This is a genomic window from Qipengyuania flava, from assembly GCF_011762005.1.
Classification (GTDB): Bacteria; Pseudomonadota; Alphaproteobacteria; order Sphingomonadales; family Sphingomonadaceae; genus Qipengyuania; species Qipengyuania flava.
On record NZ_JAASQU010000002.1, the window covers coordinates 109800 to 136703 of the forward strand.

Genomic DNA, 26904 nt, shown 5'->3' on the forward strand with positions numbered 1-26904 from the left:
CACTACCATCGCTAGGTCACGCGCCATGACGACGAATGCAGGACAGTTCCAACTCACCGAAGAACAGCTCGCGATCCAGGAAATGGCGCAGCGCTTCACCGCCGACAACATCACGCCCTTCGCGGGTGAATGGGATGAAAAGTCGCACTTTCCCATCGATGTGATCAAGCAGAGCGCGGAGCTCGGCTTCGGTGCGATCTACGTCAGCGAGGAAGCGGGCGGCATCGGCCTCGGCCGCCTCGAAGCCGCGCTGATCATGGAAGCCATGGCCTATGGCTGCCCCGCGACCAGTTCGTTCATCTCGATCCACAACATGGCCGCGTGGATGATCGACCGCTTCGCCAGCGATGAGATCAAAGCGAAATACCTGCCCGACCTCGTGACCATGGAAAAGGTCGCGAGCTATGCGCTGACCGAGCCAGGCAGCGGTTCGGATGCCGCTGGGCTCAAGACCAGCGCCCGGCTCGATGGCGATCATTACGTGCTCAACGGCACCAAGCAGTTCATCTCGGGCAGCGGGTTCAACGACGTGTATGTCACCATGGTCCGCACCGGCGACCACAAGACCAAGGGCATCACCTGCCTCGTCATCGACAAGGACACGCCGGGCCTTTCCTTCGGCAAGCCCGAAAAGAAGCTCGGCTGGAATGCCAGCCCGACCGCGCAGCTCATTTTCGAGGACGCCCGCGTCCCGGTGGCCAATCGCGTCGGTCCCGAAGGCGACGGCTTCCGCTATGCGATGATGGGTCTCGACGGCGGGCGCCTCAACATCGGCGCCTGTTCGCTCGGCGGCGCGCAGCGCTGTCTCGACGAGGCGGTTGCCTATACCAAGGAACGCCAGCAGTTCGGCCAGCCAATCGCCGATTTCCAGAACACGCAGTTCATGCTCGCCGATATGGCGACCGAGCTCGAGGCGGCGCGCGCACTGCTTTACCTCGCCGCGGCCAAGGTGACCGACAACGCGCCCGACAAGAGTCGGTTCTCCGCCATGGCCAAGCGGCTTGCCACCGACAGCGGCAGCAATGTCGTCAACAATGCGCTGCAATTGTTCGGCGGCTACGGCTATCTCAAGGAGTATCCGATCGAGCGCTTCTGGCGCGACCTGCGCGTGCATTCGATCCTCGAGGGTACGAACCAGGTCATGCGGATGATCGTCGGCCGGGACATGCTACGCCAGTGACCGCGACCGGCCTTGCCCTCGTCACTCTGATCGTCCCCGATTACGACGAAGCCCTGCAGTTCTTCACTCAGGTGCTGGGCTTCGATCTCGTCGAGGACACCGATCTGGGCGACGGCAAGCGCTGGCTGGTCGTAGGCGGCCAACACGGAGGCCGCATCCTGCTCGCCAAGGCAAGCGACGACACGCAACGCGCCGCAATCGGCAACCAGTTCGGCGGGCGGGTCGGCCTTTTCCTAGAGACCGATGATTTTTCCGCCACGCACGATCATCTGCAGCGGGCGGGGATAGCTTTCGCCGAAGCGCCGCGCCACGAAGCCTATGGCACTGTCGCGGTCTTCACCGATCCCTTTGGCAATCGCTGGGATCTGATCGAATACGAGAAGCACAATGACTGAACAGCTCCACACGCACATCCACGCCCGCACCGGCCATATCTCGCTCAACCGGCCCAAGGCGCTCCACGCGCTCACGCTCGACATGTGCCACGCGATGAGCGCGGCGCTGGCCGAATGGGACGCCCAGGAGGCGGTCGAGGCGGTGATCCTCGATCATGCAGAGGGCCGCGGCTTCTGCGCGGGCGGCGATATCAACCTGCTGCGCAACTCGGCACTGAACGATGACGGTGAGAGCGGCCGCGCATTCTTCCACGATGAATACCGGCTCAACCACCAGATGTTCGAATACGGCAAGCCGATCGTCGCCTTCATGGACGGCATCACGATGGGCGGCGGCGTCGGCATCGCGCTGCCGTGCAAGTATCGCGTCGCGACCGAGAACACGCGTTTCGCCATGCCCGAAAGCGGTATCGGCCTGTTCCCCGACGTGGGCGGCGGATGGCACCTGTCGCGGCTGGGCGGGCGCTTGGGGCAATTCCTCGCGCTGACCGGTGCTCGTCTCGACGGCGCCGAATGCGTCTGGGCGGGTATTGCCACGCACTACCTTCCGGCCGAGAAACTCGCCGAGGCGAAAGCGCGCATCATCGAGCATCCCGACCGGATTGGGGGGATCCTGTCCGAACTTGCAGTGACCCCGCCCGCAGCGCGGATCGAAGGCAATGCCGCGCTGATCAAAAAGCACTTCGCATCCGATCGGTTCGAAGACATCCTCGCCAGCCTCGAGGAAGAGGATAGCGAGTGGGCGGCGAAGGAGCTCGCCACGCTGCGCAGCAAGAGCCCGCAAACCTGCAAGGTCGCGCTGCGGCAGCTGGCGGACAGCGCAAAACTCGACAGCTTCGCCGACAACATGCGGATGGAATTTCGCATCGCCAGCCGCGTGCTGACCCGCCCCGATTTCGCCGAGGGCGTACGCGCGGTGATCGTCGACAAGACCGGCGATCCCCGATGGGACCCGGCAACGCCCGAAGGCGTGAGCGAGGAGCTGATCGACAGCATCTTCGCGCCCCTGCCGGATGCCGAGGAATGGACACCGTTCCAACGGTGAATTTCGTCGCCCCTGCGCAGGCAGGGGCCCAAATGCCGCCGCGGTTACGCGTCGCCTGTACGTTTTCTAGGCTCCTGCCTACGCAGGAGCGACGATGGAGAGAGAATTTTGAGCTACGAAACCATCACTGTCGAACAGCGTGACGCGGTCACGCTGATTACGCTCAACCGTCCCAAGGCGCTCAACGCGCTCAACAGCACGATCCTCGCGGAACTGACCGAGGCCTTTGCCGCCTATGAAGCCGACAAGAGCCAGCTGTGCGCGGTTCTGACCGGTTCGGGCGACAAGGCGTTCGCTGCCGGCGCGGACATCAAGGAAATGAGCGAGAAGGCCGCTGCAGACTTCTATCTCGAAGACTTCTTCAGCCCCTGGACCAGCGAAATCGTGAAGAAGACGCGCAAGCCCTGGATCGCGGCCGTCAACGGCTTCGCGCTCGGCGGCGGCTGCGAACTGGCAATGATGGCCGATTTCATCATCGCGAGCGAGAACGCCAAGTTCGGCCAGCCCGAGATCAAGCTGGGCGTCGCGCCGGGCATGGGCGGTTCGCAGCGTCTGACCAAGGCCGTGGGCAAGTCGAAGGCGATGGAAATGTGTCTCACCGGCCGCATGATGGATGCCGAGGAGGCCGAGCGCAGCAATCTGGTCGCGCGCGTCGTGCCGCATGACACATTGCTCAACGAAGCGCTGAAGACCGCCGCGCAGATCGCCAGCATGCCGCCGATGGCCGCGATAGCGAACAAGGAAATGGTCAACGCCGCTTTCGAAACCAGCCTCGACCAGGGCCTGATCATCGAGCGCCGCATTTTCCAGATCCTCGCCGCCAGCGAAGACAAGGCCGAAGGCATGGCAGCCTTCGTCGAGAAGCGCGAAGGCAAGTGGAAGGGGCGGTAACCCGTTTCGGGAATTGCCGCTTTCCTACGCGACCCGCGAGCTGATACCTCTGGGGTCGAGAGGGCCGGACAAGCCGGCACTTCGCCGCCCCGGCCCCGGTGTAAACTTCGCAGGAAAATTCGGTTCTGCAACAACACCTTGCAGAACCGAATTAGGGTGACACGGTGTCAACTTTGTCAATTTCGTCACCCACCCGAGAACAATGCGCAGCAAAATGCGAGAGGATGGACCAATGAAAATCGCCTTTATCGGCCTCGGCAATATGGGCGGCGGGATGGCCGCAAACCTCGTGAAGGCGGGGCATGAGGTAAACGCCTTCGACCTGTCGGAAGACGCTCTCGCCACTGCCAAGGACAATGGCTGCACCACTTTCACCGACGCGTCAGAAGCCGTGCAGGGTGTCGACGGCGTGGTCACTATGTTGCCCAATGGCGCAATCGTGAAATCGGTCTACGAAGGCAGCGTGATCGGCAAGACACCCCCAGGTGCAGTTCTGCTCGACTGCTCGACGATCGATGTCGCCACCGCGAAGGAGGTCATCGCGCTGGCCGAGGCTGCCGGATACGACATGGTCGATGCGCCGGTGTCGGGCGGGATCGCCGCAGCCAATGGCGGAACGCTCACCTTCATGGTCGGCGGAACCGACAAGGCGTTCGCGCGCGCCGAAGTAGTGCTGAACGCGATGGGCAAGGCGGTAATCCACGCGGGCGATGCGGGCGCGGGCCAGACCGCCAAGATCTGCAACAACATGCTGCTTGCGATCTCGATGATCGGCACCGCCGAGGCGATGAAAATGGCCGAGAAGCTCGGGCTCGATCCGCAGAAATTCTACGAGATCAGCTCGCAGTCCTCGGGCTATTGCTGGTCCCTGAATGCCTATACCCCCCTGCCCGGCGTCGGTGTCGAAAGCCCGGCGGACAAGGATTACCAGGGCGGCTTCGCGACCGGGCTGATGCTCAAGGATCTCAAGCTGGCGATGGACGCGGCGCAAACCGCCGATGCCTCGACCCCGCTGGGCCGCCACGCGAAGGAGCTTTACGAGCAGTTCGCCGAGGACAATGCCGGGCTCGATTTCAGCGCGATCATCAAGTCGCTCTGATCTCTTCCAGCACCCGCGCGAGCCATTCGCGCGGGGCCTTGCGACGGCCGATATCGGCGACGAATTCCTGCCCGCGCGCGACGCTTCTCAGTTTCCCGCCGCGTAGCCACCGGTCTTCGCGGTCGTGATAGCTCAGCCCCCCGCGCTTCAGCCAGACGGGCCGCGACCACACGGACGGCGGGCCGCCGGGCACCGTCAGCCGCAAGGCGTCGCTGGCGGTCTTCGCTTCGGTGCCCGGGCCACGGTACACCACGTCGTTGCCCGCGTGCAGTGCGATGGCATGCGGGTGCTTCGCCTCGATCAGGTCTTGCGGCACGCTGTCCGACAGATCGATAATCTCGGCGATCTCGCAATAGCCATAGATCCGATGATGCGGTTCACCGCCCGCTTCACGAAACAGTCCGAAGAAGAGAAAGACATCGCCTTCCCCCACACCCTGATTGGCAAGATGCGTTTGCGCGGCCCCGCATTGGCCGAACAGGCAATGACCTTCGCCGGTGAACATCGGATCGTGATGGCACAGGTCCTCCGCGCCGAGCTTACCGCGGCTGGCATGCGCGGCGTGATCGCCCAGCCCGAGATCGCCGTAGGTGGTGTGCGAGGCCTTGCCCGCGGGGATCGGCAGGCTGACGGGTCGTCCCGCGACGATCGGCGAGGGCCCGCCACCCGACGCGCTGTCGAAGCCCTTGCGGGAGAAGATAATTCGCACGTCATCCTAGTGCCTTAAGCGGTCGAGAGTGACAAGCGCGCGCATCGGTCCTATCTGCCCGCGCATGACAAGCGAAAACGATGGCAAGGTCACCGCCCTGATCATGGCGGGCAAACGCTCGGGTGTGCTCGATCCGCTCGCCGAACGTGCAGGCGTGGCGCAGAAGTGCGTCGTGCCCGTCGGCGGCATGCCGATGATCGAACGCGTTGTCGCCAATGTCGCGGCCAGCCCGCGGATCGGTGAAATCCGCGTGGTCGCACACGAACCCGACGAGATCGCCGCCATTCCGTCGATCGCCAAGCTGCTGGCCGAAGGCCGACTGGTGTTCAAGCCCGGGGCCTTCAACCTGGTCGACAGCGTTTTTGCAGGGGCCGAAGGGGCGGACTATCCGCTGCTGATCACCACCGCGGACAATTGCCTGTGGCTGCCCGAGGATTTCAGCGAGTTCGCCGACAAGGCGATCGCCAGCAAGGCCGGAGCCGCCGCAGCACTGGCGCACAAGGAAGACGTCCGCGCCGCGGACCCGCAGGGCCAGTCGCGTTTCTACGAATTTTCCGACGGCGGCTATTCCAACTGCAACGCCTACTGGATCGGCTCCCCCGAAGCGCTCTCCGCTGCCGAGATCATGCGCGGCGGGGGGCAGTTCGTGAAGTTCCCCGGCCGCATCGCCAAGGCTTTCGGCGTGATCAATCTGATCCGCTTTTTCCTCGGCTGGGGCACCAAGGAAAAGCTGTTCGCACAGGTTTCGCGCCGGTTCGGCTTCAAGCTCGTCCCGATCGAGATGAGCCACGGTCATTGCGCCATCGACGTGGACAATGAACGCACCTTCGAAGTGACCGAGAAGTTGCTCGCGAAGCGGCTCGCCACCGCCTGACGGGCACGCCGTAATGCAGCGCCTGCTCAAGAACATCGGCTGGCTCCTGACCGGGCGCGGCCTCAATGCGGTGTTGAGCATCGTCTACCTCGCGCTTGCGACGCGGACGCTCGGTCTCGACAATTTCGGCTATTTCGCGATTATCCTCGCGCTGGGCCAAACCGTAACCGGCCTCGCCAATTTCCAGACGTGGCAATTCGTCGTCCGCTGGGGTGCCGACGAACTGGCCGATGCGACCGGCTTCGCGATCGCGCTGGATCTGCTTTCGATGTTGCTCGGGCTGGTGCTGGCAGCCGTGCTGGTCTCGACCGCGCCGTTGTGGCTGCCGTTGCCCGACGATCTGTTACCGCTGGCTTTCGGCTATTGCGTCGTGTCGCTGCTGGCGATCCGCACCACACCTACGGGGCTGCTGCGCTTGCGCTTCGCCTATGCCCGCACGACCGCTGCCGAAGCGACGCAGCCCGTGGTGCGCGCGGCGGGTGCGGCGCTCGCTGCCCTGACCATGCCCACGGTGACCGGCTTCATCCTGGCATGGGCAGCGGCCGAGGTCGCCGTCGCCGTGGCGCTGTGGATCGCGGCCGCACGCCTCGAACCGATCCATCTGTCGCGGATCAGTCTGCGTCACATCCCGCGTGCGCATCCGGGTGCGTGGAGCTTCGTCTGGTCGACCAATATGACCGGCAGTCTCAATGTTGGGGCGAAGCAGGTGCTCATCCTGCTGGTCGGCGCGATCGGCGGTGAAACCGCAGCCGGCGGTTACCGGGTCGCCAGCCAGCTCGGGCAGGCGCTTGTCAGCCTTGCGCAGACCGTCTCCAAGGCGATCTACCCCGAACTGGTCCATGCCAAGGAAACGGCGCATGCCATGGCGCGGCGCATGGCCAACATCGCGCTGATCGCGGGCGTTCTGGCGGTGCTGGTCACGCTGTTCCTCGGCCGCTCCGCGCTCGCCCTGATTGCAGGGCCCGAATTCCGCGTATTCTGGACCATGGTCATTCTCGCGATAGCGGGCGCGATCGAACTGGTCGGCGCGAGCCTTGAATCGCTGCTCGTCAGCGCGGGTCGCGCCGGCACGGCCTTCCTTATCCGCGCAATCCCGACGCTGCTGGGCCTCGCACTGCTCGAGGTAGCGATGGGGTGGAACGGGCTGAAAGGCGCCGCCTTCACCGTTATGGGTGCATCCGCCCTGTCGGTGCTGGGCTTCTGGGTGGCGATCATCTCGCTCTCTCAGATCACGATCACCGTCAAGCCGAAGCCGGACTTGCCGCACAAGCGCTAGCGTACGCCCAGCGCCTCGGCCTCGGCTTGCAGGCGCGCGGCAGCCGCAGGATTGGCGGCGACCGCATCGGCCAGCGCCTTGCGCGCGCGGTCGGGCTGTCCGAGCGTCATGCGCGAGCGCATCAGCATCACCCAGCCATCGACATTCGCCGGACTTGCGCTGAGCTTCTGCTCGAGACTGGCCACCATGCCCTCGGCCATCTGCCGCTGCTCGCCCGGGGGAATGGCCGAGGCGGCAGCTATCTGCGCGGAAGTGGGCCCCGGAATGGCGCCCGTCGACGTCAACCGTTCGCCAGCCGATACGCCTGCGGCAGCGCGAGCGGCCTGTACCCGTTCGACATCCGCGTCGATCGCGATGCCGTTGATCCGCCCGACCTGTTCGATGGTGCGTACGAGGTCTTCCTCCCATGGGGCACCCTGCGGCGTATCGCCCAGCAGCGACAGCCATTCGTCGAGTGCCGCGCGATGGTCGCCATCGAGATCGCGCTTGACCGCGAGGAAGTATCGGGCCCGCGGATCGTCTGCATCGATCTTGACGGCCCGTTCGAAGGCGGCAAGCGCTTCGGGGGGCAATGGGTCCCGTTTGCTGTCCATGACCAGCGCCTCCCCCAGCGCCGACCACAGCACGGCCTCACCCGGGTCGATCTCCGCAGCCTTGCGATAGGCCGCAGCTGCAGCGCCATATTCGCCCTGTTCGAAACGCAGGAAGCCCAATTCCTGCCACGCGGCGCCATCATCGGGCGTTTCGGCAACACGTTCTTCCAGCCTGTCGAGCGGCGTCCCCAATTCGGCGTCGTCTGCTGAGATCGAATCGGTGCTCAGCGAGCGGTATCCGACTGCCGCCAGTATTGCTGCCAATGCGAGGCCGAACAGCAGCACGCCCCCTTTGACCCGGTTTCCAGACTGTGTTTCGGCCATGCCAATCCCCCTTCATGCATGGCTATCGCGGTCGGTCGAGACAAGCAATTGCCTCTGCCCGTCATTTGCCTATGATGCGCCCCCACAAGATAAGCGGGTTCGCAAGCCTCCGGGGGGGATTGCGTTGGGCGATAAGGTACGCGTTGCGATTGTAGGGTCCGGTCCTGCCGGGCTGAGCGCGGCCGCGCATGCGGCACAGCGCGGCATGAGCCACATATTGCTCGAGAAGACCGATCATCTGTCGGACACCATCTTCAAATACCAGAAGGGCAAGCACGTCATGGCGACGCCCAGCAATCTGGTGTTGCGGAGCGACCTCGATTTCGACGCCGGCAAGCGCGAGACAATTCTCGACACCTGGGACCGCCAGATCGCCGAAGGCCAGGTCAATGTACGCACCAACGCCGATGTCACCGCGATAGCGGGTAGCACCGGAGCCTTCACCCTGTCGCTGAAGGACGGTTCGGTGATCGAGGCCGAAGCGGTCGTGCTGGCGATCGGGACGCAAGGAAATCCCAACCTGCTCAAGCTTCCCGGCGCGGATCTGCCGCACGTCCAGTACCAGCTGGACGATCCCACCGAATATGTCGACGAACATATCACCGTGATCGGATCGGGCGACGCCGGGATCGAGAATGCACTTGGCCTCGCCGCCGACGAAGCGCAGGGCAATGTCGTCACCATCCTCAACCGCCGTGCCGATTTCGCGCGCGCCAAGGGGGCGAACGTCAAGCTGCTCGAGGAGGCCGAAGCCGACGGTCGTATTTTCGTACGGCGGGAGACCAGCCCGATCGAGGTTCGCGAGGGCGAGATCGTGCTCGAAACGCGCGACGGGCAGGAGACGATTCCCTGTCACCGGATCATCGCGCGCACCGGTTCGCAGCCGCCGCGCGCCTTCATCGAGCAATGCGGCGTCGAATTCGCCAGCGCCGATCGCGCGGCCTTTCCCAAGCTGACGCCGAGCTTCGAGACAACCCAGCCCGGCATCCACGTGATCGGCGCGCTCGCGGGCTATCCGCTGATCAAGCACTGCATGAATCAGGGCTACGACGTCATCGAGTTCCTCGATGGCAATACCGAGCTCAAGCCTGCCGACGAACCGATACTCGCGGAAAAGTTCGCCGATCTGCCGGGGCGGCGGACGGTGGATGAATGGCTCGAGACGTTCCGGTCGCAGGTCATTATACTTCAGGAACTCAGCCCCTTGCAGATGCGCGAGCTCATGCTCGACAGCACGGTGCATGCCTATGGTCGCGATGAGGTCATTTTCAGCCGCAACGAACCGGGCTCGTCGATGTTTGCCATCGCCGAAGGCTCGGTGCTGGTCGAGGTGGATCCGTCCGACAGATCGGTCACCGTGCCGATCGGTACCGGGTCCATCTTCGGCGAGGTCGGACTGATTTCCGGCCGCAAGCGCGGATCGACCATTCGGGCAGCCGAATCCACCGTCGCGGTCGAATTCTCGCGTCTCGCCGCGCTCAAACTGCTGGCGACGGCACCGTCGGCCAATCGCGCGGTCAACCGCATCTCGATCGAGCGTCAGGTGCTGCAGATCTTCGGATCGGGGCTAACACCGGAAGACATTGCAGAGCTGGTCGAAGCTGCCGAAGTCGTGAAAGTACCGGCGGGCGAAGTGGTGATCGAAGAGGGGGCCGACGACAAGGACATCTACATCGTCCGGGTCGGATCCATGGTGGTGGAGAAGGATCTGGGCGGCAAGCCGGTGTTCCTCTCCTATCTTCCCGCGGGATCCTATTTTGGCGAGATGGCCGTCATCGACGGATCGAAACGCAGCGCCAGCGTGCGCGCCGCGATCAAGAGCGAGGTTATCCGCTTCCCCGGCGAGGCCTTTAACGCGCTGCTCGATGCCAAACCCGATATCCGCGATCGCGCGCTGACCGACATGGCGGCGCGCCGCGAGATCAACGACTTCGTCGAAAGCCGCAAGGCCAGCTTCGGCGGCGCAGTCGACATGTATTCGCAAACCGCGCAATTCCTGGTCGACAATGGTCTCGGCGAAGCGACCGACGTGCTGCTGATCGACGAGAAGCTGTGCGTCGGATGCGACAATTGCGAAAAGGCCTGCGCCGACAGCCACGACGGATTGAGCCGGCTCGATCGCGAGGCGGGCAGGACCTATGCGCACCTGCATGTCCCGACATCCTGCCGCCATTGCGAACACCCGCATTGCATGGCCGATTGTCCGCCCAATGCGATCAGGCGTGGCCCGGATGGCGAGGTCGTGATCGACGAGACCTGTATCGGTTGCGGCAATTGCCAGCGCAACTGCCCCTATGGGGTGATCCGCATGGACGCCAAGCCGCCGACCAAGCCCGGATTGCTCAACTGGCTGCTGTTCGGCGCTGGGCCGGGGCCCGGCGAAGCCAGCTACGCCTGGCGGAAGAACAAGGCTGCCGAAGCGGGCGAAACCGCCAAGCTGGCGATCAAATGCGACATGTGCAGCGGGATAGAAGGTGGCCCCGCCTGCGTTCGCGCGTGCCCGACCGGTGCAGCGATCCGGGTCAGCCCGGAACGCTTTCTCAGCGTGGCACGGCTCGAGGAAGGGGTCGACTGATGGCCACGCTTTCCCCCCGCGATCGCGATGCAGGCTATGCCGAGATCGAACAGCGCCGCTCCGCAAGCCATGAGAGCTTTCTCGCCCATCGTGCCTACTTCTGGGCGCGGGTGGCCGGGTTCGCGAGCCTCTTCGTCATCATCACCTACCTGCTGGTCGATGTCGAACCGAGGCACAATGGCGGCAGCTGGTACGGCTACACGCTCGGCACCATCGGTGCGGGACTGATCGTCTGGCTGGCATGGCTGGGCATACGCAAGCGCCGCCCCACACCGGGGAGCTGGAGCCTGAAGGCCTGGACCAGCGCGCATGTCTATCTGGGCCTGTCGCTCGTGATCGTCGGTACGTTGCATACGGGCTTCCAACTCGGGTGGAACGTCCACACGCTCGCCTGGGTGTTGATGATGCTCGTCATCATTTCAGGCGCCTACGGCATTACCGTCTATGCCTCGCTGCCCCAACGCCTGTCGGAAAACCGGCGCGAGATGACGCGCGAGCAGATGATCGAGAGCCTTGCCACGATCGACAAGCAACTCGAGGCAGCAGCCCAGCCCCTGACCCGCGAGGATGCCGATATGGTCATCGCCGCGCTTGAGCAGGATGTTTTCGCTTCGGGCATCCGCGCGCGGTTCGCCGGCGCCGGACGGTCGGATGCCACGCGCCGCGCGCTCGAGCACATTTCGACCGGCCGCGCCTATGACGATGATCCCGACGACCTTGCCCAGCGCAAGGTTCGCGCGCTGCTCGGCAAGCGCGCCGCGCAGATCGACCAGATCCGCCGACAGATGCAGACCAAGGCCCTGCTCGAGATCTGGCTCTATATCCATGTGCCGCTGACGATCGCGCTGCTAGCCGCGCTGACCGCGCACATCGTCAGTGTCTTCTATTACTGGTGAGGAGCGCGCCATGACATTCCTCATCCGGACCATCGATCACACCGCCACCGGGCGGGAGATCGTGCGCGATCGCTCGATCGAAAGCGATCGGCTGAGCATTGGCCGCGCAACGACCAACGACGTTGTGGTGGCAGACCTCGCGGTCGAGCAGCACCATGTATCGGTATCGACCGGCGACCGTGGCCAACTGTCGATCGAGGCAATCGGCAGCCGTGACTTTACTCTCGACGGGCACCGGCAAACCTCGGTCACGCTCGATCCGGCGCGTGGTGGAGCGCTTACACTGGGCCTTTATACGCTGACCTTTGGACGCGAACCCGACGGCAAGACGCTGGTTACCGTCACGCAGGAGGAGCGTGAATTCGGCAATCGCGACGCCATCCGCGGGTTCGACCTCGCCAGTGCCATGCCAAGCAAGCGCGCCGCAGCGTGGATCGGCGTGCTCGTCATACTCGGTGCGTTTCTCGTGGTACCGATCTGGAGCAGCTTGGCGCGCGAGGACAAGCAGGCCGGCGCTGATGGCATCGACCAGGTGGCATGGGATTCCAGTTGGAGCACCGGCAAGCTGAGCCTTGCGCACCACTCGCTCGAGAACAATTGCGAGGCCTGCCATGTCGAACCCTTTGTCTCGGTCCGCGACGAAACCTGCCTCTCCTGCCACGATGACATCGGCAATCATGCCGACAGGCCGCGGCTCGCCACTTCGCGCGGGCCGATGAGCACGGGCGAGGCGCTGCTGTGGCAAGTAGCGGAAACCTTCGGCAAGGAAGGCCCCGAAGCCTGCACCACCTGCCACACCGAACATGAAGGCGCTGGCCGCATGGAACCGGCGGCAGAGCAGTTCTGCTCCAGCTGCCACGAGGACATGGACGCTCGCCTCACGGACACCGCGCTGGGCAACGCGCACGATTTCGGCACTGCGCATCCCGAGTTGCAGGCATTGGTGCACACCGCATTGGGCGATGACCGGCGCAGCCGCGTCATGCTCGACGGCAAAGCGCGCGAGCAGAACGGTTTGCGTTTCCCGCATGCCATGCATCTGTCGGCGACCAATGGCGTGGCGCGCATGGCGGATACGCTGCCGGCCTATGGCGAGGCGCTGGTGTGTTCCGACTGTCACCTTCCGACCGACGACCGCAATGGCTTTCTGCCGGTGGAAATGGAGAGCAGCTGCGAAAGCTGTCATAGCCTCGTCTACGACAAGGTCGGATCGACCTTCCGCAGCCTGCGCCATGGCGATGTGGCGCAGATGCGCGCGGATTTGATGGCGATGGACCGCGCGCCGCGCCGGCCGGTCACGCAAGGGCTGCGCCGCCCGGGCGAGTTCAAACGCGGGGGTCGCTACTTCCAGGATTTCGGGCGCCCGGCGCGCAATTACACCGCTGTGGCGCAGGCGCTATCTGATCAGGGCGTCTGCGGCGAATGCCACATCCCGTCCGGCGACGGGGGCGTCATGCCGGTCTTCCAGCACAGCGACTATTTCCTCAATGCGCGGTTCGATCACGAAGCGCACGAGCAGGAAGACTGCACCACTTGCCACGCCGCGGACCAATCGGACAGCGCCACCGACTTGCTGATGCCCACTCTGGCGAGCTGCCGCGAATGCCATGGCGGAGCAGAGGCGGTTCAAGCAGAGGTCCCGTCGACCTGTGCGATGTGCCACAGCTATCATCCGCCGAATTTCGGTCGCGGCGGCGACGGGCCACAAAGCCCGGCACCTGACCGCGTGGCGCACGTCTTACGCCCGCGTGGAGGCGCAGAATGACCGGCGCGCAGCAAACCGGCGCCACGGTGGGAGAATGCCCTTGCTGATCGCCCAGTTGACCGATGTGCATATCGGCTTCGATCCGGACGCCCGTCCGGAGGAGCTCAACCGTATCCGCTTTCGTGCGGTGCTGGACCGGCTTAAGAACGCGCCGCACAAGCTCGACCTGCTGTTGCTGTCAGGGGACCTGACCGATCATGGCGATCGTGACAGTTTCGACAAGATCGCGGCGGTTCTATCGGACATCCCCTGTCCGATCTTACCGCTGGTCGGCAACCATGACGATCGCGAGGAATTGCTCCGCGCCTTCCCCCAGACACCGTGCGAAGATGAGTTCCTGCACTATGTGGTGGAGCGCGACGGGCTGCGGATCATCTGCCTCGACACCTTCGAACCCGGTCGCCATGGCGGTGCCTTCTGCGAGCGTCGGCGCGACTGGTTGCGTAACGAATTGAAGAAAGGCGGCGCGCGCCCTTGCGTCATCTTCATGCACCACCCGCCGATCGTAAGCGGGATCGACTGGATGGATCCCGCCCCGACCGAACAATGGATCGTCAATTTCGGCGACGCGATCGACGGCTTCCAGGATGCCATTCTGGCAATCCATTGCGGCCATTTGCATCGCCGGGTGCATGCCCGGTTCAAAGGTATTCCCCTGGGCATCACGCCATCGGTAGCGCCGCTCGTCGCGCTCGACCTGCGCCCGATCGACGAAGACCGCGCCGACAATCGTGCGCTGATCACCACCGAACCCGCAAGCTATGCGCTGCATTTCTGGAACGGGGAAGACCTCGTGACCCACTACGAAAGCTGCGGCGAGTGGGATGTACTCGCCCATTTCGGTGAGCACCTGAAGCCCATGGTTCGCGAAATGAAGGCCGAGCGCCGCTAGAGCAGACGCCGCCAGAACGTGGACTGACGCGCCAATAGCGGCGCATCTTCAGCCTCCCAGCGTCAGGAAGTCATTCGCCGGGTGCGCCCGCGTCCCGATCGAGCCACGGGCCGCGCCCGCCCACCCATGCAGTCATGTCGGGAGTGTCCGACACTTTCCACGGCACCCCGGCGCGGGTCAGGAACAGCTTTTCCATCTCCGCCCGGTTGAACGGCCGCGATCCGAGCCGCCCGAACACCGCCATCTGGCCGCCCGTCTCATCGACCCCCCGGTCGCGGTCGAGCCCCTTGCTGAGCGACAGCGCGGCGCCCTTGGTGCGGGCCCAGGCGATCAGTTCGGGCTTTGGTGCGGGGCTGAAACCGTAGAAATTCGGCTGGCTGTCCGGGGTGGTCAATTGCAATACCTTCAGCCCGTTGCGGCCATCCGCCACATAGGCGAACAGCGTCGCATTGGTCGAACCGACGATAACGTCCTCCGCATCGTCGAGCATGCCGTCGAGCGTCACCCGCTGGTAGAGTTTGGGCGCAAGCGGCCTGGTCACATCGAGGATGACCAGGCCGTCGCGCTTGGCCGCGACATAGGCATAGGTGCGCGCAACATAGATGCGCCGCGCCTCGGCTAGCGGAACCGTCGCCTGCGGCATCGCCACCGGATTGCGCATGTCGGTCACGTCGAACAGCTTCACGCCTTCGGCGTCGGTGACCCAGAGATAGCGGAACTGGATGGTCGAAGCGCGGGCATCGGTCAGCGCGCGCACCGCCATCAATTGCGGATCTGCAGGATCGGTGAGATCGATTGTCACCAAACCTGCATCGGCAGCGATATAAGCGATATCGCCCGCCAGAGTGACATGGCGCGCGCCTTTCAGGACACCATCCGGGTTCCACGCCGTGGAGCCATCGGCAAAGCGCGTGCGATCGAGCTTGTTGTTGCGAAACTCGCCATCGGCCATCGTTTCGACATTGACCAGCACCAGCCCTTCGACCGCGTCGGTGATCACGGCGTAGTCGTAAATCGGCCGCATCGGCTGTTCCTGGTTCACCTGCAGCAGCGTCATCGGTGAGCCGTCGGCATTCAAGACCGGGTTACCCTCGGCATCGCTCACCGGCGTCTGCGCCATCGCCTTGTTGCGGTCGGGCCGCACGGGCTGGTTGGTCGCCAGTGCCATGCAGGTCGCGTTGGTGGTCTTCACATGCGTGTCGTGCCCCGCCGCGCTGAATGGTGCGGTGAGGATGCGTTCGGATACGCCCTTGTTGGCGATCGAGGCCACGTCGTAGACGCGGAACCCGCCCTGGCCTTCGGCAACGAACATGTATTCGCCGCGCAATTGCAGGCAGCCGACACTGTCGCGCGTGCCTTCATGGACGTTGGCGAACTGTTCGAAGGCCTTCGTCTCGCCCCCGACATCCTCATCGAACGTCTTGCCACGCACCCAGTCCTTGAGCTCGCGATCGTTGTCCTCGACATGCATGCGCCAGTAATCGGGATAGGCATAGCGATGCAGATAGCTGCCCAGCACCGCCTGCGGCTCGTCCCATTCGGTCACGCGCACCGCCTCGAAGCCGGTATCGAGACCCACCCACGCATTCAGTCCGACGAAGTTGACGAAATTCGTGCCGAGCAGCAGCAGCTGGCTCATGATGGCATTGTTGTCGTCTGCTTCGGAAAGGTGGCAATCGCTGCAGGTCTTGGTTTCGGTCAGCCGCACCGTGTGCGGGAAATGCGGCGCGAACGCCTGGCTCGAATACCCGCTCGCCGCGACCGGCGGTTGCTGCACGTAGATCCGTTCGCGGTTGATGTTGGTCGAAGACAGCACCAGCGCGCTGGTCGAGCGGATCGGGGCGACCTGATTTCCCTTCGTGGTCTGGTGGCGGCCGAGCTGGAACATCTGATCGCGCGCCACCTGCGGGTTGTAGGTCGCGAAATTGCGCGTTTCCTCAGTGCCGTAATGGTGTGACTTGGTCTTCCAGTTCGCCTCGATCGGCAAGTGGCAGCCGCCACAGCTGGTGGTCCATGACAGATGGCAGGTGAAACAGGCCATTTCTTCCGTGCCATGCGCACGGTCTTCGGGCGCAATGCCGGTACCGAATTCGAACAGGCCGGTCTCCGCGCCCCGCTTGCTCATCAGCTTGGCGCGCGCCGATTTTGCGTTGAATTCGCGCGATTGCGGGTCGACGCTGTCGCGCGTCAGGCTGACCTGCCATTCCAGTTCGGGATCGACGATCGAGCGCTGGATCAGAACCTGCCGGCCGTCATCGCCATAGGTCCATTCGAACCGCCGCCGGCCGTCGGGATTGCGCAGCAGCGAAAGGTCGGTGCCCTTCGGCGGTGCTGCAGGGCCGCTGGTTCGCAGGCTGGGATAGGCATCGGCAGTGCCGTGGCAGTCCTTGCAGCCGATCTCAACCGCATTGGCGACCTCGGTGTAGATCAGGCCGTTGCCATGGCTGTCCTGCGCGAAATGGCAATCGGCACATTGCAGCCCCTTCTCTGCGTGGATGTCCATCATATGGACGGTCTTTCCCGGATTGACGCCCGGCTCGACGAACTTGCCCTCATCCTCGCGGCGCCATTTCTCAGGATCGTCATGCGCGACGATATTGCCGTCCTTGTCGAGCAGATTGCCCTCGCGGTCGCGCTTCAGGATCGCGCGGAAATTCCACCCGTGTCCGTGATAATCCGCGAATTGCGTGTCGCTGAGTTCGGGATTGAGATCGTAGACATTGCGCAGGAAATCGACGTCCGCCCATTTGCCCTTGGGGGCCGCGGCTTCGGGATTGCGGTCGAGCACTGCGCGGATTTCCGCGGCCGTGGGATATTTCTGTTCCTCCGGCCACATGTGTGGCGCGTCGGATTCGTAATCCCACATGGTGTAACCGAGATAGGAATTCAGGAAGATGTTCGGCTGGTGCATGTGGCAGTTCATGCATTGCGCGGTCGGGATCGAACGCGTGAACGTGTGCCGGATGGGGTGCCCGCGCTGCTTTTCGCGCTCGTGATCCGGCGTTTCTGAATGCACCTCACCGCCGGGCTGCTTGACACTTCCGTGGCCGCCCCCATGGCTCTCATCATGCCCGTCTTCGTAAAGTGAAGCGATGGTGGGATCGACTGTCGCGCTCTGCCCGTCGCGGCCGTGCTTGGCGTAAATGAGCGAATGGCGCGGCTCGCGGTCGTTGGCATAGACCACATGGCAACTCGCGCAGCCCGAATGGCGATAATCGCCCGGCTGGTCATTCGTCCCCATGAACCACATGAAGGGATCGTTCAGCCGGGTCTTGTGGATGTTGAGCACCGGGATCGCAACGCGCAGGCCGGTTCCCGGCCCCCGGTTGGACTGTTTCAGATCGGGCCGTCCCGGTTCCTCGAGCCGCTGAATCAGCCCGGTGGGGTTGGGAATGCCGACCTCGGGGAATTGCGAGGCGATATTGCGCCCGCCGCGCTCGAACACGCGAAAAACATCGCCCGGCGGGATCACGTGCCATGTCGGCATCGGATAAAGCGCCGCCATCGCGCCGCGATCTTCCTGCGCGTCGGTGACGGTACCGGCGGGAACGCCGGGGCTTTCGATCTTCGCGGGCTCGCCATCACGCGTGTAGGCTTCGCCGAGGATGTAGCGTTTGAACGGCAGGATGCCATTGTTGTACGAGGCTCCACCCCACAGCATCGCTCCGGTGGCCATGATCGATCGTTCGGCTGCCTCGATTGTCTCGATATGGCAGGCACCGCAGGATTCGCGCGCCACGCGGTAATCGCTGGGATTGACGAAGCGGACGAAGACCGGGTCTTCCTTGTTGAGCAGCGCGTAGCTGCGTTTCGGATTGGCCGAGGACGGCCAGTGCCAGCTTTCGGGATACTTGGGCAGCACATGCGCGGCATCGCGCGCCGCGACATAGGCGGGATCGTCATGCGCCAACTCGCTATTGCCGAACACTTCGGCATTTCCGCCATGGCAGTCGACGCAGCCCAGCCGTACGGCCGGGGTCTCGTGCATGGTCGGCTGGTCGGTGCGCACGTGGCAGGAGAAACAGCCATCCGACTTCGCCGCCATCTGCGCCTCGGTCTGGATGCGCGGGGCCGGGGCAGCGGTAACGAGACTGTAGTCGCGTTTGACCGGCTTTTCCTTGTCCGCGGCGCGCAGCCCCACCGCCCCGGCAAGTAACGTCAGCGCAATCGTAAGGAGAAGGCGGGAGAGGCTGCGCATCAGTAGGTCAGCACCACATTGGCGAGCACCGAGTAATAGGTGCCGGGATTGTCGAGCGCGGTGAATAGGTCCTCGAAGCCGGCACCCGAGACCAGCGCCGCACCCGACAGACGGAAGACGATGTTCTGCGTCGCCTTGGGACGCCAGATCGCAGCCGCGGACAGGTCCCAGCCGATCGCCTTCGGGATCGATCCCTCATTGCGCAGCGCCTGCAAGGTCGCGGTGTTCTCGAACCAAAGGTGATTGGCATTCGCCGAAAGGCGAAATTCGGGCGTGATGTCGAAATCGGCGCCCGCCCCCACCAACATCAGACCGGGATTGTTGAAGTTGGACTGGCCCTGCTCTTTCGAACTGCGCAAAGAATTCAATATGCCGTTGCGCCCATTGACGCTGATCGCCCGGCCCCCGCCCGCAAAGGGAATGGTCTGCCGGATCCAGTACGACGTATCGGCGCCCGCAAAGACGGGGTTCTCGAAAATCGCGTCATAACCCGTTTCGACGTCGTCATAAGGATCGCTGTCACCGCTGGCATAGGCCGCCGACAGGCGGAAACGCATCCAGTCGCGATCGTAACTCGCCTCCAGCGCAGCGAAATACGCGCTGATGTCGGCGCGCTCTTCGGTGAAGAAGGAATTGCGATCTTCGCCGAAGGCATAATAGGCGCTGCCCGTCAGATTGATGCGCCCGATGCGGCCGTCGGCATTGTAGCCGAGGTAGAAGACGTCGTAGTCGCGCCCGCGCAACGAGCCCAGCAGCGCCGGTCGCACGGGGAACCCATTGTCGTCGATCTGGACGTCTTGGGCCTCGCGATTGGCATTCCACACGAATGTCAGCTGGCTGGTCAAAGCGGGGATCAGGAAATCCTGGCGGTAGGCATTGACGTAGAAGACGTAATCGTCGCGCGGCGTCTGCAGGACCGCGTTGAGCCCGCTGTTGGTGTCTTTCTCGAGCCGCCAGAACCCGCCGAAATTATACTGGAATCGGTTGTTGTCGCGCGTGCCGAAAAAGCGGATGCCGAGCTGGTTGTCGTTGAACAGGAAGCCGCGGAAGTCGGCCTGGAACGGCTGGATGCCGATCCGCACGCTATCGAAATCGTAGCGGTCGGAAACATTGCGGAAGTGATAGTCGAAGAAAGCTTCCTGCACGCCGACGAAATGGTCGAAGCGGTGCGAAGGCTTGCTCGGTTCGACGAACAGCACGCGCCGCTCGGGGACGTCGACATAATTGATGTTGCCCGCCAGCGTGACGCGATACTCGACGTCGGGTGGCTTGTAGGCGGTGCTGCCCTTGAGCAGTGCGGCGCCGACGATGAAGGTCTGCGACAGGACGTAGCTGGCATCCTTGCCGAACACGTCGATGCTGTCGGGGCGCTCGGTCGTCTGGACCCCGACCGGGATCGGGAAAGTGCGCGGTTCGAACACCGTGTCGCTCACCGCATTGACGATGAAGAACCAGTCGTCGCCGGTGATCGGCAACCATGGCACCTTGTCCGGATTGATCGGCCGATCGCCTTTGTAGGTGTTCTGGTTGTAGGGATCCCACCAGCGTTCCTTCACCACCCCCAGGCTCTCGATCAGCCGCCAGCGATCGGGTACGGGCACCTGGTCGACCGGAAACGCCTCGGGCGGCGGCGCGCGCACCGCGCCGACATTGGTCTGGGTAACCTCCTCGGGCAGCGGCTCGGTGTAATCGGGGCGGCGGCGACCTTCGATGATTTCATTGTCGACCGCGGGCGGTTCGGCGGGCTCGGCAACCACCACCGGGCCTAGTTCGGCAGGAGGCGTTGCGGGCGGCAATTCGGCCTGCGCCGCGAGCGCGATTGCCATCGGGCCGAAGGCGATCGGCAGCGTCACAGCCCCTCGCAGACGTTCTGGCGCGGATCAGCGAGAAACGGCGCGAAGGGGCAATTGACATAGCGCAGGCGCACGTTGCGGCCATTGACGCTGACGACGATGCGGTCGGCACGGATATCGACCCGCGCATTGCCGATCCCCCCAACCCGCTGTCCGGCGTTATGCAGTCCGAGGAAACTGACCATGTCGTCCTGGTCGATCCCGTCACCCGACACGCCGATACCGCCGACCAGTTCGTCGCCCCGATAGATCGGCACCGAACCGGGGAAGATCTGGATGCCATTGCCGATCCGCTTGCCCCCGCCCGGCGCATCGGGAAGCTGCGTGCAGCCGCGCGGCGTATCGGCGCTCGCCCCGCCTGAGATCACGAAGCCGAGATGCTCCACGAGATTGGGCAGGATCAGATCGGTCTGCAGCCCGGTCATGAACGGACTGAACTGGCCCGGCCGTTCGACCGAGAGCGGGCCGGCGACATCGCCCACCTCGCCATCGGGAAAATAGGGCCGCGACAGATTGCCGCCCGAGCGGTCGGCGAAGGCAAAAGTGCCTGTCAGCGCATTGGGATCGCCAAGGAAACTGCGCACGCGCTGGACATAACCGGCCACGGCCCCGCCCGCGGCCTGCATCTGCGCCGCGGCAATGCGGTTGGAGAAGAAGGCCGCGGTGCGCGCCTTCTGCAGCGAAACATCGGTCCCGAATATCGGGCCGTCGGGCGAGCGCACCACGCCAAGGATCGCACCATGCGTATCGACCATGCTGATGCTGGCCTGCATGCGGCTGTCGAGCGGGCGGCGGATCTGCGCACGCGATCGGCCGAGCACGGCGAAGGCTTCTTCCAGGACCGCCCGGACTTCGGCCTCCGTCAACGGATTAGCCACGCTCGCCGCATCGGTACCCGCGCGGATCGGGAAGCGGGGCGTTCCCGCGCCATCGACCAGCACGTAGGCGTCTTCGCTGGTGAATTCTGCAGTAGTGCTGCGGCGGATCCCCGAAGCGGCAGTCCCATAGGCTGTCCCGGCGCGGATCGTGCCATCGTTGTAACCGAAGACTGCGACCAATGCCCCTGTAGGACCATTCACCGCGCCGAAACTGCCCTGTAGCGGGCCGAGTTCGTCGGCCCCAGCGTCGCGGAAGCGCAGGCTGGTCCCATCGACGGGGATCCGGTCGGCCTCGATTTCGCGCGGGGGGGTGAAGCCCTGCGTACCCGCGAGGGCTGCAAATTCTTCCGCATCACGGTCGAGGTCGAGCGTATCGGGATCGAACCCGTAGTCACCATCCCCGGCGACTCCGATGCCGCCAACGACCACCCCTTCCTTGTACAGCGGAAAGCCGCCCGGATCGGCTGCCAGGCCAAGCGGCGAGCGCTGTGGCCCGATCATCCCGTCGCTCATCCGCGCGGAGAGGTCGGAGCAGGGCAACTGGCTGAACTGCACGCCGAACAGCGGCCCGCTTTCAAGTCCAACCGTGGTCGGGGCGGGCGGAAAGTGCTCCTGCACGATCTGGCTGGCAGTCCGAGTGGAAAAGGCGTTGCCGCTGCTCGACAGATAAGCGCCGGTGACCGCCTTGGCGATCGCCGCTGCGGCAGTCGGGACTTCGACCCCTTGCAACCCTACCTCTTCCCCCGCCGCTGCACGACCAGCGATTGTACGACGGCTGATGCGCGTGTTCGCGGGCGAACCGGTCATGGCGAAGACACCGAGCACATTGCCTACGCGGTCGACTACTGCGATCGTCGCCGGCAGGCCACGGGACTGCGCTTCACCGACGGCTTGCGCAATCACACGCTGGACGTCTCCGACCGTAAGCGAACGCTGGAGCGGATCGACGAACAACCTCCCGCCGCTGGTCGGGGTAGGCGTCGGCGTCGCGGTCGGGGCCGGTGTACCGCCCCCTCCGCCAGAGGAATCGCCGCCACCGCAAGAGATCAGCGCGAAGGCCAAGGCTCCCGCGAGGCAGGAGTGAGCACCGCGCCGCATCAGCGCAGGCTCCCGATCGCATTCGTCGCAGACGCCAGGGCGGTACGAAATTCGGCCGGGCGATAGGTCTCGGGTGCGGCCACGGCGGCATAGGCCCGGTTGATGCTCGCGCGGATCCCCGCCGCAGCCCCCACGGTCACGCTGCGCTCGCGAACCAGCGCATTGAGCAGCGTATCGATCGCCATCACTGCCTGCACCGAACCGGCATAGTCGGTGAAACGCGGCGCAGTCGTGACCGAGGCGATGTTGGCGACCACGCGGTGGATGTCGGCGCCCTTGTAAGAGCGCGCCGCGAATGCTGCGGACAGCGCCTGCGCGCGTTCGCGCAACGACAGCGCCGCGGCCTGCGCCGCTTCGCGGTCTTCGCCCATTGCGCGATGGAAAGCGGCGCTCGCGGCGCTGAAGGCTTCGCCTGCGGCAGGCGCAAGCGCGCCGCTCACTGCCGACAGCATGATGATGTTTTCATCGTTGAAGGGTGGGTTGCCGAACGGGATCGGGCGGCCGGGATTGGTTTCGAAGGTCAACCGGCGCGCCGGCCCATCGGTGATCGCGCGATGGCAGCTGTGGCAGTCGTAGAAGTAGAGCTCGGGGAACATGCCGCGCATGCCGTATTTCGGACGCGCGAAGAGATCGGTGGCGCGGGCTACCGCTTCGGCCTGCCCGACGGCCCATAGGCGCAGGCTGTCGGTGCGACGCTTCCGCCGGACATAGTCGACGTCTTCATCGTGATGCTGCTGCAATGCCGAGAACAGGTCGAGTTCGAACGATATACGCGGGTGGCCTGCCGCCATCATCGAATGCGTGACGAACTGCCCCGTCTTGGTGCTCCCGTAGTGGCAATCGAGGCAGACCTTGGCGCGCACTTGTGGATCCTGCAGCGGAACCAGACCGGCCCGGACATTCGACGCGTGGCTGGCACCTTTCTCGTAATGGACCTGCAACCAGCCTTCGGCGGCGCCATGGCAGCTTTCGCAGCCTACCCCATCGCTGGTATGGAAACGCGCGCCGCGGCGCGACTGCGGCACGTAGGTGGCGTGGCAACCCAGGCACGCGGGCGCCGATGTTGCAGCCCCGAGCCCCAGCGACTGGGCAATCTGGCGCCCGCGACGGCTGGCGAGCACCGAATAGGCGCGGCTGTGGGCGCCGCTTGCCGAGGACGGTTCTTGCCAGCTTGCGATTTCATCCTGCCGGACGATTGCCCCATTGCCTTCCGATCGGCCATGGCAGGTCGATCCCGCGCAGGTCGCGACGCCTTCAAACCGCGCGCCCGATGCCTGCGCCTGAGCGGACGAGGGTTCAGAGCCGGCTAAGGCCGACCATCCTGCAAGAACCAGCGATGCAGGTGCGAACAGGCGCAGGCCCCTGCCCCGCATCCGCAGCCAGCTTGCAACCTGGCGTTCCATCGGCCCTCCCCATTCGCCTCGTGTCATGCTGCCGCCCCCGCGACAGCCCCCCATTGCCCCGTACCGCGGGGCCACCGGTCACGCGTCAGATCGCCAGCTTGTCACTCAACAGATCCAGTTGGGCCGAGCAGCCCTGTTCGGCGAGCAGCACAGCGAGATCTTCCGCGTTGTCGGGCGTCTCTGTCAGCGATACGAACTCGACGCGCTGCTTGGGCCCGCCCGCCGGACCCGAAAGGTCGTACAGCGTGTTGTGGGTCAGCGGCAGTTCGTCGGCACTCATGGTCGCGGTAGCGTTGCCGTCTTCGAACATTACGTGGATATGGAAATCCGACACGGCCGAACCCAGCACCCAAGTCTCGCCGCCTTCGACCGAAGGGCGCCAGAAGGTCAGTTCGGCACTGCCGGGCAGACAGAATTTGCCCGGCTGGCTGGTATCGATGTTCCACAGATTGGTGTTGGTGGCCTCGCTACTGGCGCCGCCACGCACCGCCCCGGTGCGCACCCGCGCGCCCGAGCGCTGGCGGGTCAGCATGGCGAATGCGGTGCGCTTGCTGGCTCCGCGCGCACCCACGCGATGCGTGCCCGGACCGGTGATCACCCGTGTCCCGCTCGAGGTCAGCACGGTGAGACTGTCGCCAATGCGCAGCGTTACGCTGGAGGCATCGTCGAGCTTTTTGCCGACCGGATAGGTGCCTGCCGAAGGGCCGCTCGACTTGACCACCACTCCGGCCTGTGCCGGTGTGGCGACCAGAAAACCCAGCGCCGCGAGCGAAGCCGCCGTGCCCGAAACAATTGCTTTAACCGAGGACATATGCCCCTCCATCACCCAGATTCTGCATGCGGTATAACAGGTTTTTCAAAGCCGCGTCATGCGGATGGCGGGCTGACACATCGCGCACGATGTCGACTGCCTTAGCATCGCCGTTTCGCGCCGCCTTGTATGCATCCGCCAGCCGCTGCCGGTCAGGCGCGGGAAAGTCCGGCGCGGGCTCCATGAGTTCCACCGGCTTCGCGCGCCCGCGCAGGACGACCGCACCCATGGGCCGCCACCAGTCCATTCCCGACCTGTCGGCGAATTCACGGCTGGCCATGACACTGGAATCGAGAGCCTTGTTGGCAGCCTCGAGCCGAGCCGCAGTATTCATGCTGTCACCCAGCGCCGTGTACTGGATGCGGTTCTCGCCGCCGAAATTGCCGACGACCGCTTCGCCGTAGTGCAGGCCCACGCGCGTTTTGCCGATCTTCGGCAGGGTGGCATCCATCGCCGCGACTTCCTCGCGGAACGCCTCGCCCGCTCGCCACAGCGCATATCCTGCGCGAGCCGCGCGTTCGCCATCGTCGGGCCGCGCGATCGGGGCGCCCCAGAAGGCAACCACGGCATCGCCCACGAACTTGTCGATCACCCCGCCATGTTCGAGCACCACGTCGGACAGCATGTCGAGATAGCGGTTCAGCAGCTTGGCGACCATCTCCGGCTCGATCGCATGGCTCATCTTGGTGAAGCCCTCGAGGTCCGAGAACAGGACGAAAAGCTCCTTCTTTTCGCCATGCAAGGCGAGCAATTGGGGATTGTCGAGAATTTCCTGCGCCATTTCGCGCGGCAGGTATTTGCCCAGCGCGCCCTGCGCGAAATTGCGCTGCACCGCGCCGCTGGCACGCGCCGCGGAAACGACCGCGGTGAAGGCGACGATCCAGCCCAGCAGCCACCCCGCTGCAGGCACGCCAAGCGTTTCGGCCCCGCGCCATTCAAGCAGGAAAGGAAGCCCGATGAACAGCGCGAACTGGCCGACAACCAGCGTATAGATGCGCCAACCGCTCCATTCGAGCAGACCGGTCAGCACCGCCGTCGCAACCACCAGCAAGGCCATCGCCCAGAGCATCGTTCCCGACAGCGGGCGGCGGCGCTCGCCATCGAGCATTTGCGCGATCATGTCCGCATGCACGCGCAATCCCGCGGGATTTTCGCCGATCACGCTGGAAAGCGTCGTCTGCACGCGGTCGTAATCGATGATGTCACCGCCGACGAGGACATAGCGCCCTTCGATCTGCTCGCGCAGCATCGCCCGCACTTCGGGGATTTCCATCAGCACCGGATCGAGGAAATTGTCGATCTGCAAGCGGCCATACATCGGCTCGTTCTCGAACGCCGGATGGCGGTAGCGCAACGATCCTTCATATCCGGGAAAGGCGCTGTCCGCTTCGCCGGCCTCGCGCAGCATCGCCCGGCCCAGGACGGGCGGCAGATCCGGCTCGATACTCGGCCATTTGCGCGTCACCCCGTGCGTGTTGTCAAGCCTGATGCTGGCAGGCCGGGCATTGCTGCCATCAAGCTGGGCGAGAAACTCCTCGAGATAGACCTGCTGGTCGTAGACGATATCGGCCTGATTGGTGGCGAAGTTGGCATAGCCGACCAGCGTGGGCGTCTGCATCGCGCGCAATATCGCGATCAATTCGGCATCTTCGTCCTGCGGCTGGTCGAACAGGATATCCAGACCGATCGCCTTGGGTTCCATATCGTCGATGATCCGCAGCGCCCGCGCGAGCATCCCGCGATCAAGCGGGGAACGCTTGCGCGCATTGATCAGCGTCTGGTCGTCATAGACGACCATGGTGATGCGATCGTCCTGTTCGATCCGGTCGGCCAGAAGCGAACTGCGCAGATCGTAGAGCGCCCGCTCGGCATCGCCGGTACCGGGCGTCTTCATGTCGGTCTGTTCGGCACCTTGCGTGCGGAGCGCTTCGGGAATGGCCTGCCAGGGGATGTCCCAGCTGAACCGCGCGATCAGCAGGGCAAGCAGTACCAGCAGTGCCGTGAGCGCAAGACGACGCGGCCCGGCCTCGCGCACATTGCGCCAGCCGCGAAGCAGCAGATTATCGTCCCTGTCCTCGCTCAAACCCCGCCTCCCTGCGGTTCGTCGAGCGACCCCCTAATTGTTATCGGGGCGGTTCTAGAGCAGCCA

At 64.4% G+C, this 26904-nt stretch carries 19 protein-coding genes; 11 read left to right on the forward strand and 8 right to left on the reverse strand.

Annotated elements, in window-relative coordinates:
• Positions 1–25: 25 nt before the first annotated feature.
• The 5 genes from FHS69_RS07260 (at position 26) to mmsB (ending at position 4610) form a co-directional block, all read left to right on the forward strand.
• Positions 26–1180, forward strand: a complete 1155-nt coding sequence (locus FHS69_RS07260) for an acyl-CoA dehydrogenase family protein (protein ID WP_067462236.1) — start codon at positions 26–28, stop codon at positions 1178–1180.
• Positions 1177–1575: a VOC family protein gene (locus FHS69_RS07265; RefSeq protein WP_166777169.1), complete on the forward strand. Its 399-nt coding sequence runs from the start codon at positions 1177–1179 to the stop codon at positions 1573–1575. The genes FHS69_RS07260 and FHS69_RS07265 overlap by 4 nt, the downstream gene beginning before the upstream one ends.
• A complete protein-coding gene (locus FHS69_RS07270; protein WP_166777170.1) occupies positions 1568–2620 on the forward strand; it encodes an enoyl-CoA hydratase/isomerase family protein in 1053 nt (350 codons plus the stop codon). The genes FHS69_RS07265 and FHS69_RS07270 overlap by 8 nt, the downstream gene beginning before the upstream one ends.
• Positions 2621–2728: 108 nt before the next feature.
• The gene (locus FHS69_RS07275) at positions 2729–3511 is read left to right on the forward strand and encodes an enoyl-CoA hydratase-related protein (RefSeq protein WP_166777171.1); all 783 of its coding nucleotides are present in this window, start codon (positions 2729–2731) and stop codon (positions 3509–3511) included.
• Between the two features lie 232 nt (positions 3512–3743).
• A complete protein-coding gene (mmsB, locus tag FHS69_RS07280) occupies positions 3744–4610 on the forward strand; it encodes a 3-hydroxyisobutyrate dehydrogenase (protein WP_166777172.1) in 867 nt (288 codons plus the stop codon).
• Here the strand turns inward: mmsB and FHS69_RS07285 are convergent.
• A complete protein-coding gene (locus tag FHS69_RS07285) occupies positions 4597–5319 on the reverse strand; it encodes an Nmad3 family putative nucleotide modification protein (RefSeq protein ID WP_166777173.1) in 723 nt (240 codons plus the stop codon). The two genes, mmsB and FHS69_RS07285, sit on opposite strands and share 14 nt — an antisense overlap.
• Positions 5320–5383: 64 nt before the next feature.
• Here FHS69_RS07285 and FHS69_RS07290 point away from each other — a divergent pair, with 64 nt between their 5' ends.
• Both FHS69_RS07290 and FHS69_RS07295 read left to right on the forward strand, forming a co-directional pair.
• Positions 5384–6193 (forward strand): NTP transferase domain-containing protein, encoded by an 810-nt coding sequence (locus tag FHS69_RS07290; RefSeq protein ID WP_166777174.1) that lies wholly within the window; start codon positions 5384–5386, stop codon positions 6191–6193.
• A gap of 13 nt (positions 6194–6206) precedes the next feature.
• The gene (locus FHS69_RS07295; protein WP_166777175.1) at positions 6207–7469 is read left to right on the forward strand and encodes a lipopolysaccharide biosynthesis protein; all 1263 of its coding nucleotides are present in this window, start codon (positions 6207–6209) and stop codon (positions 7467–7469) included.
• Here the strand turns inward: FHS69_RS07295 and FHS69_RS07300 are convergent.
• Positions 7466–8386, reverse strand: a complete 921-nt coding sequence (locus FHS69_RS07300; RefSeq protein ID WP_166777176.1) for a tetratricopeptide repeat protein — start codon at positions 8384–8386, stop codon at positions 7466–7468. The genes FHS69_RS07295 and FHS69_RS07300 overlap by 4 nt on opposite strands.
• A 124-nt stretch (positions 8387–8510) precedes the next feature.
• Between FHS69_RS07300 and FHS69_RS07305 the strand changes: the two genes are divergently transcribed.
• From FHS69_RS07305 to FHS69_RS07320, 4 genes are read left to right on the forward strand one after another with little or no spacing between them, the layout of a single operon-like run.
• Entirely contained in the window at positions 8511–10961 is a 2451-nt protein-coding gene (locus FHS69_RS07305) for an NAD(P)-binding domain-containing protein (protein ID WP_243844589.1), read from the forward strand.
• A complete protein-coding gene (locus tag FHS69_RS07310) occupies positions 10961–11857 on the forward strand; it encodes a hypothetical protein (protein ID WP_208380264.1) in 897 nt (298 codons plus the stop codon). Before FHS69_RS07305 ends, FHS69_RS07310 begins: the two co-directional genes overlap by 1 nt.
• Before the next feature lie 10 nt (positions 11858–11867).
• On the forward strand, positions 11868–13622 hold the full coding sequence (locus FHS69_RS07315) for a cytochrome c3 family protein (RefSeq protein WP_166777178.1): 1755 nt from the start codon (positions 11868–11870) through the stop codon (positions 13620–13622).
• 34 nt (positions 13623–13656) lie between these two features.
• Complete coding sequence (locus FHS69_RS07320) at positions 13657–14514, forward strand: metallophosphoesterase (RefSeq protein WP_082837428.1); 858 nt, start codon at positions 13657–13659, stop codon at positions 14512–14514.
• 70 nt (positions 14515–14584) lie between these two features.
• Here the strand turns inward: FHS69_RS07320 and FHS69_RS07325 are convergent, their stop codons facing one another.
• The 6 genes from FHS69_RS07325 to FHS69_RS07350 all read right to left on the reverse strand — a co-directional run bounded on the left by FHS69_RS07325 (position 14585) and on the right by FHS69_RS07350 (position 26838).
• The gene (locus FHS69_RS07325; protein WP_166777179.1) at positions 14585–18712 is read right to left on the reverse strand and encodes a multiheme c-type cytochrome; all 4128 of its coding nucleotides are present in this window, start codon (positions 18710–18712) and stop codon (positions 14585–14587) included.
• The gene (locus FHS69_RS07330) at positions 18712–20538 is read right to left on the reverse strand and encodes a hypothetical protein (protein WP_208380284.1); all 1827 of its coding nucleotides are present in this window, start codon (positions 20536–20538) and stop codon (positions 18712–18714) included. Before FHS69_RS07330 ends, FHS69_RS07325 begins: the two co-directional genes overlap by 1 nt.
• A gap of 23 nt (positions 20539–20561) precedes the next feature.
• Positions 20562–22541, reverse strand: coding sequence for a heme-binding protein (locus FHS69_RS07335; RefSeq protein ID WP_166777181.1), 1980 nt, complete (start codon positions 22539–22541; stop codon positions 20562–20564).
• Positions 22541–23944, reverse strand: a complete 1404-nt coding sequence (locus FHS69_RS07340) for a cytochrome c family protein (RefSeq protein ID WP_243844590.1) — start codon at positions 23942–23944, stop codon at positions 22541–22543. Before FHS69_RS07340 ends, FHS69_RS07335 begins: the two co-directional genes overlap by 1 nt.
• A gap of 85 nt (positions 23945–24029) precedes the next feature.
• Positions 24030–24755 (reverse strand): hypothetical protein, encoded by a 726-nt coding sequence (locus FHS69_RS07345; protein ID WP_166777182.1) that lies wholly within the window; start codon positions 24753–24755, stop codon positions 24030–24032.
• Complete coding sequence (locus FHS69_RS07350) at positions 24742–26838, reverse strand: adenylate/guanylate cyclase domain-containing protein (RefSeq protein ID WP_166777183.1); 2097 nt, start codon at positions 26836–26838, stop codon at positions 24742–24744. The genes FHS69_RS07345 and FHS69_RS07350 overlap by 14 nt, the downstream gene beginning before the upstream one ends.
• Between the last annotated feature and the right edge of the window lie 66 nt (positions 26839–26904).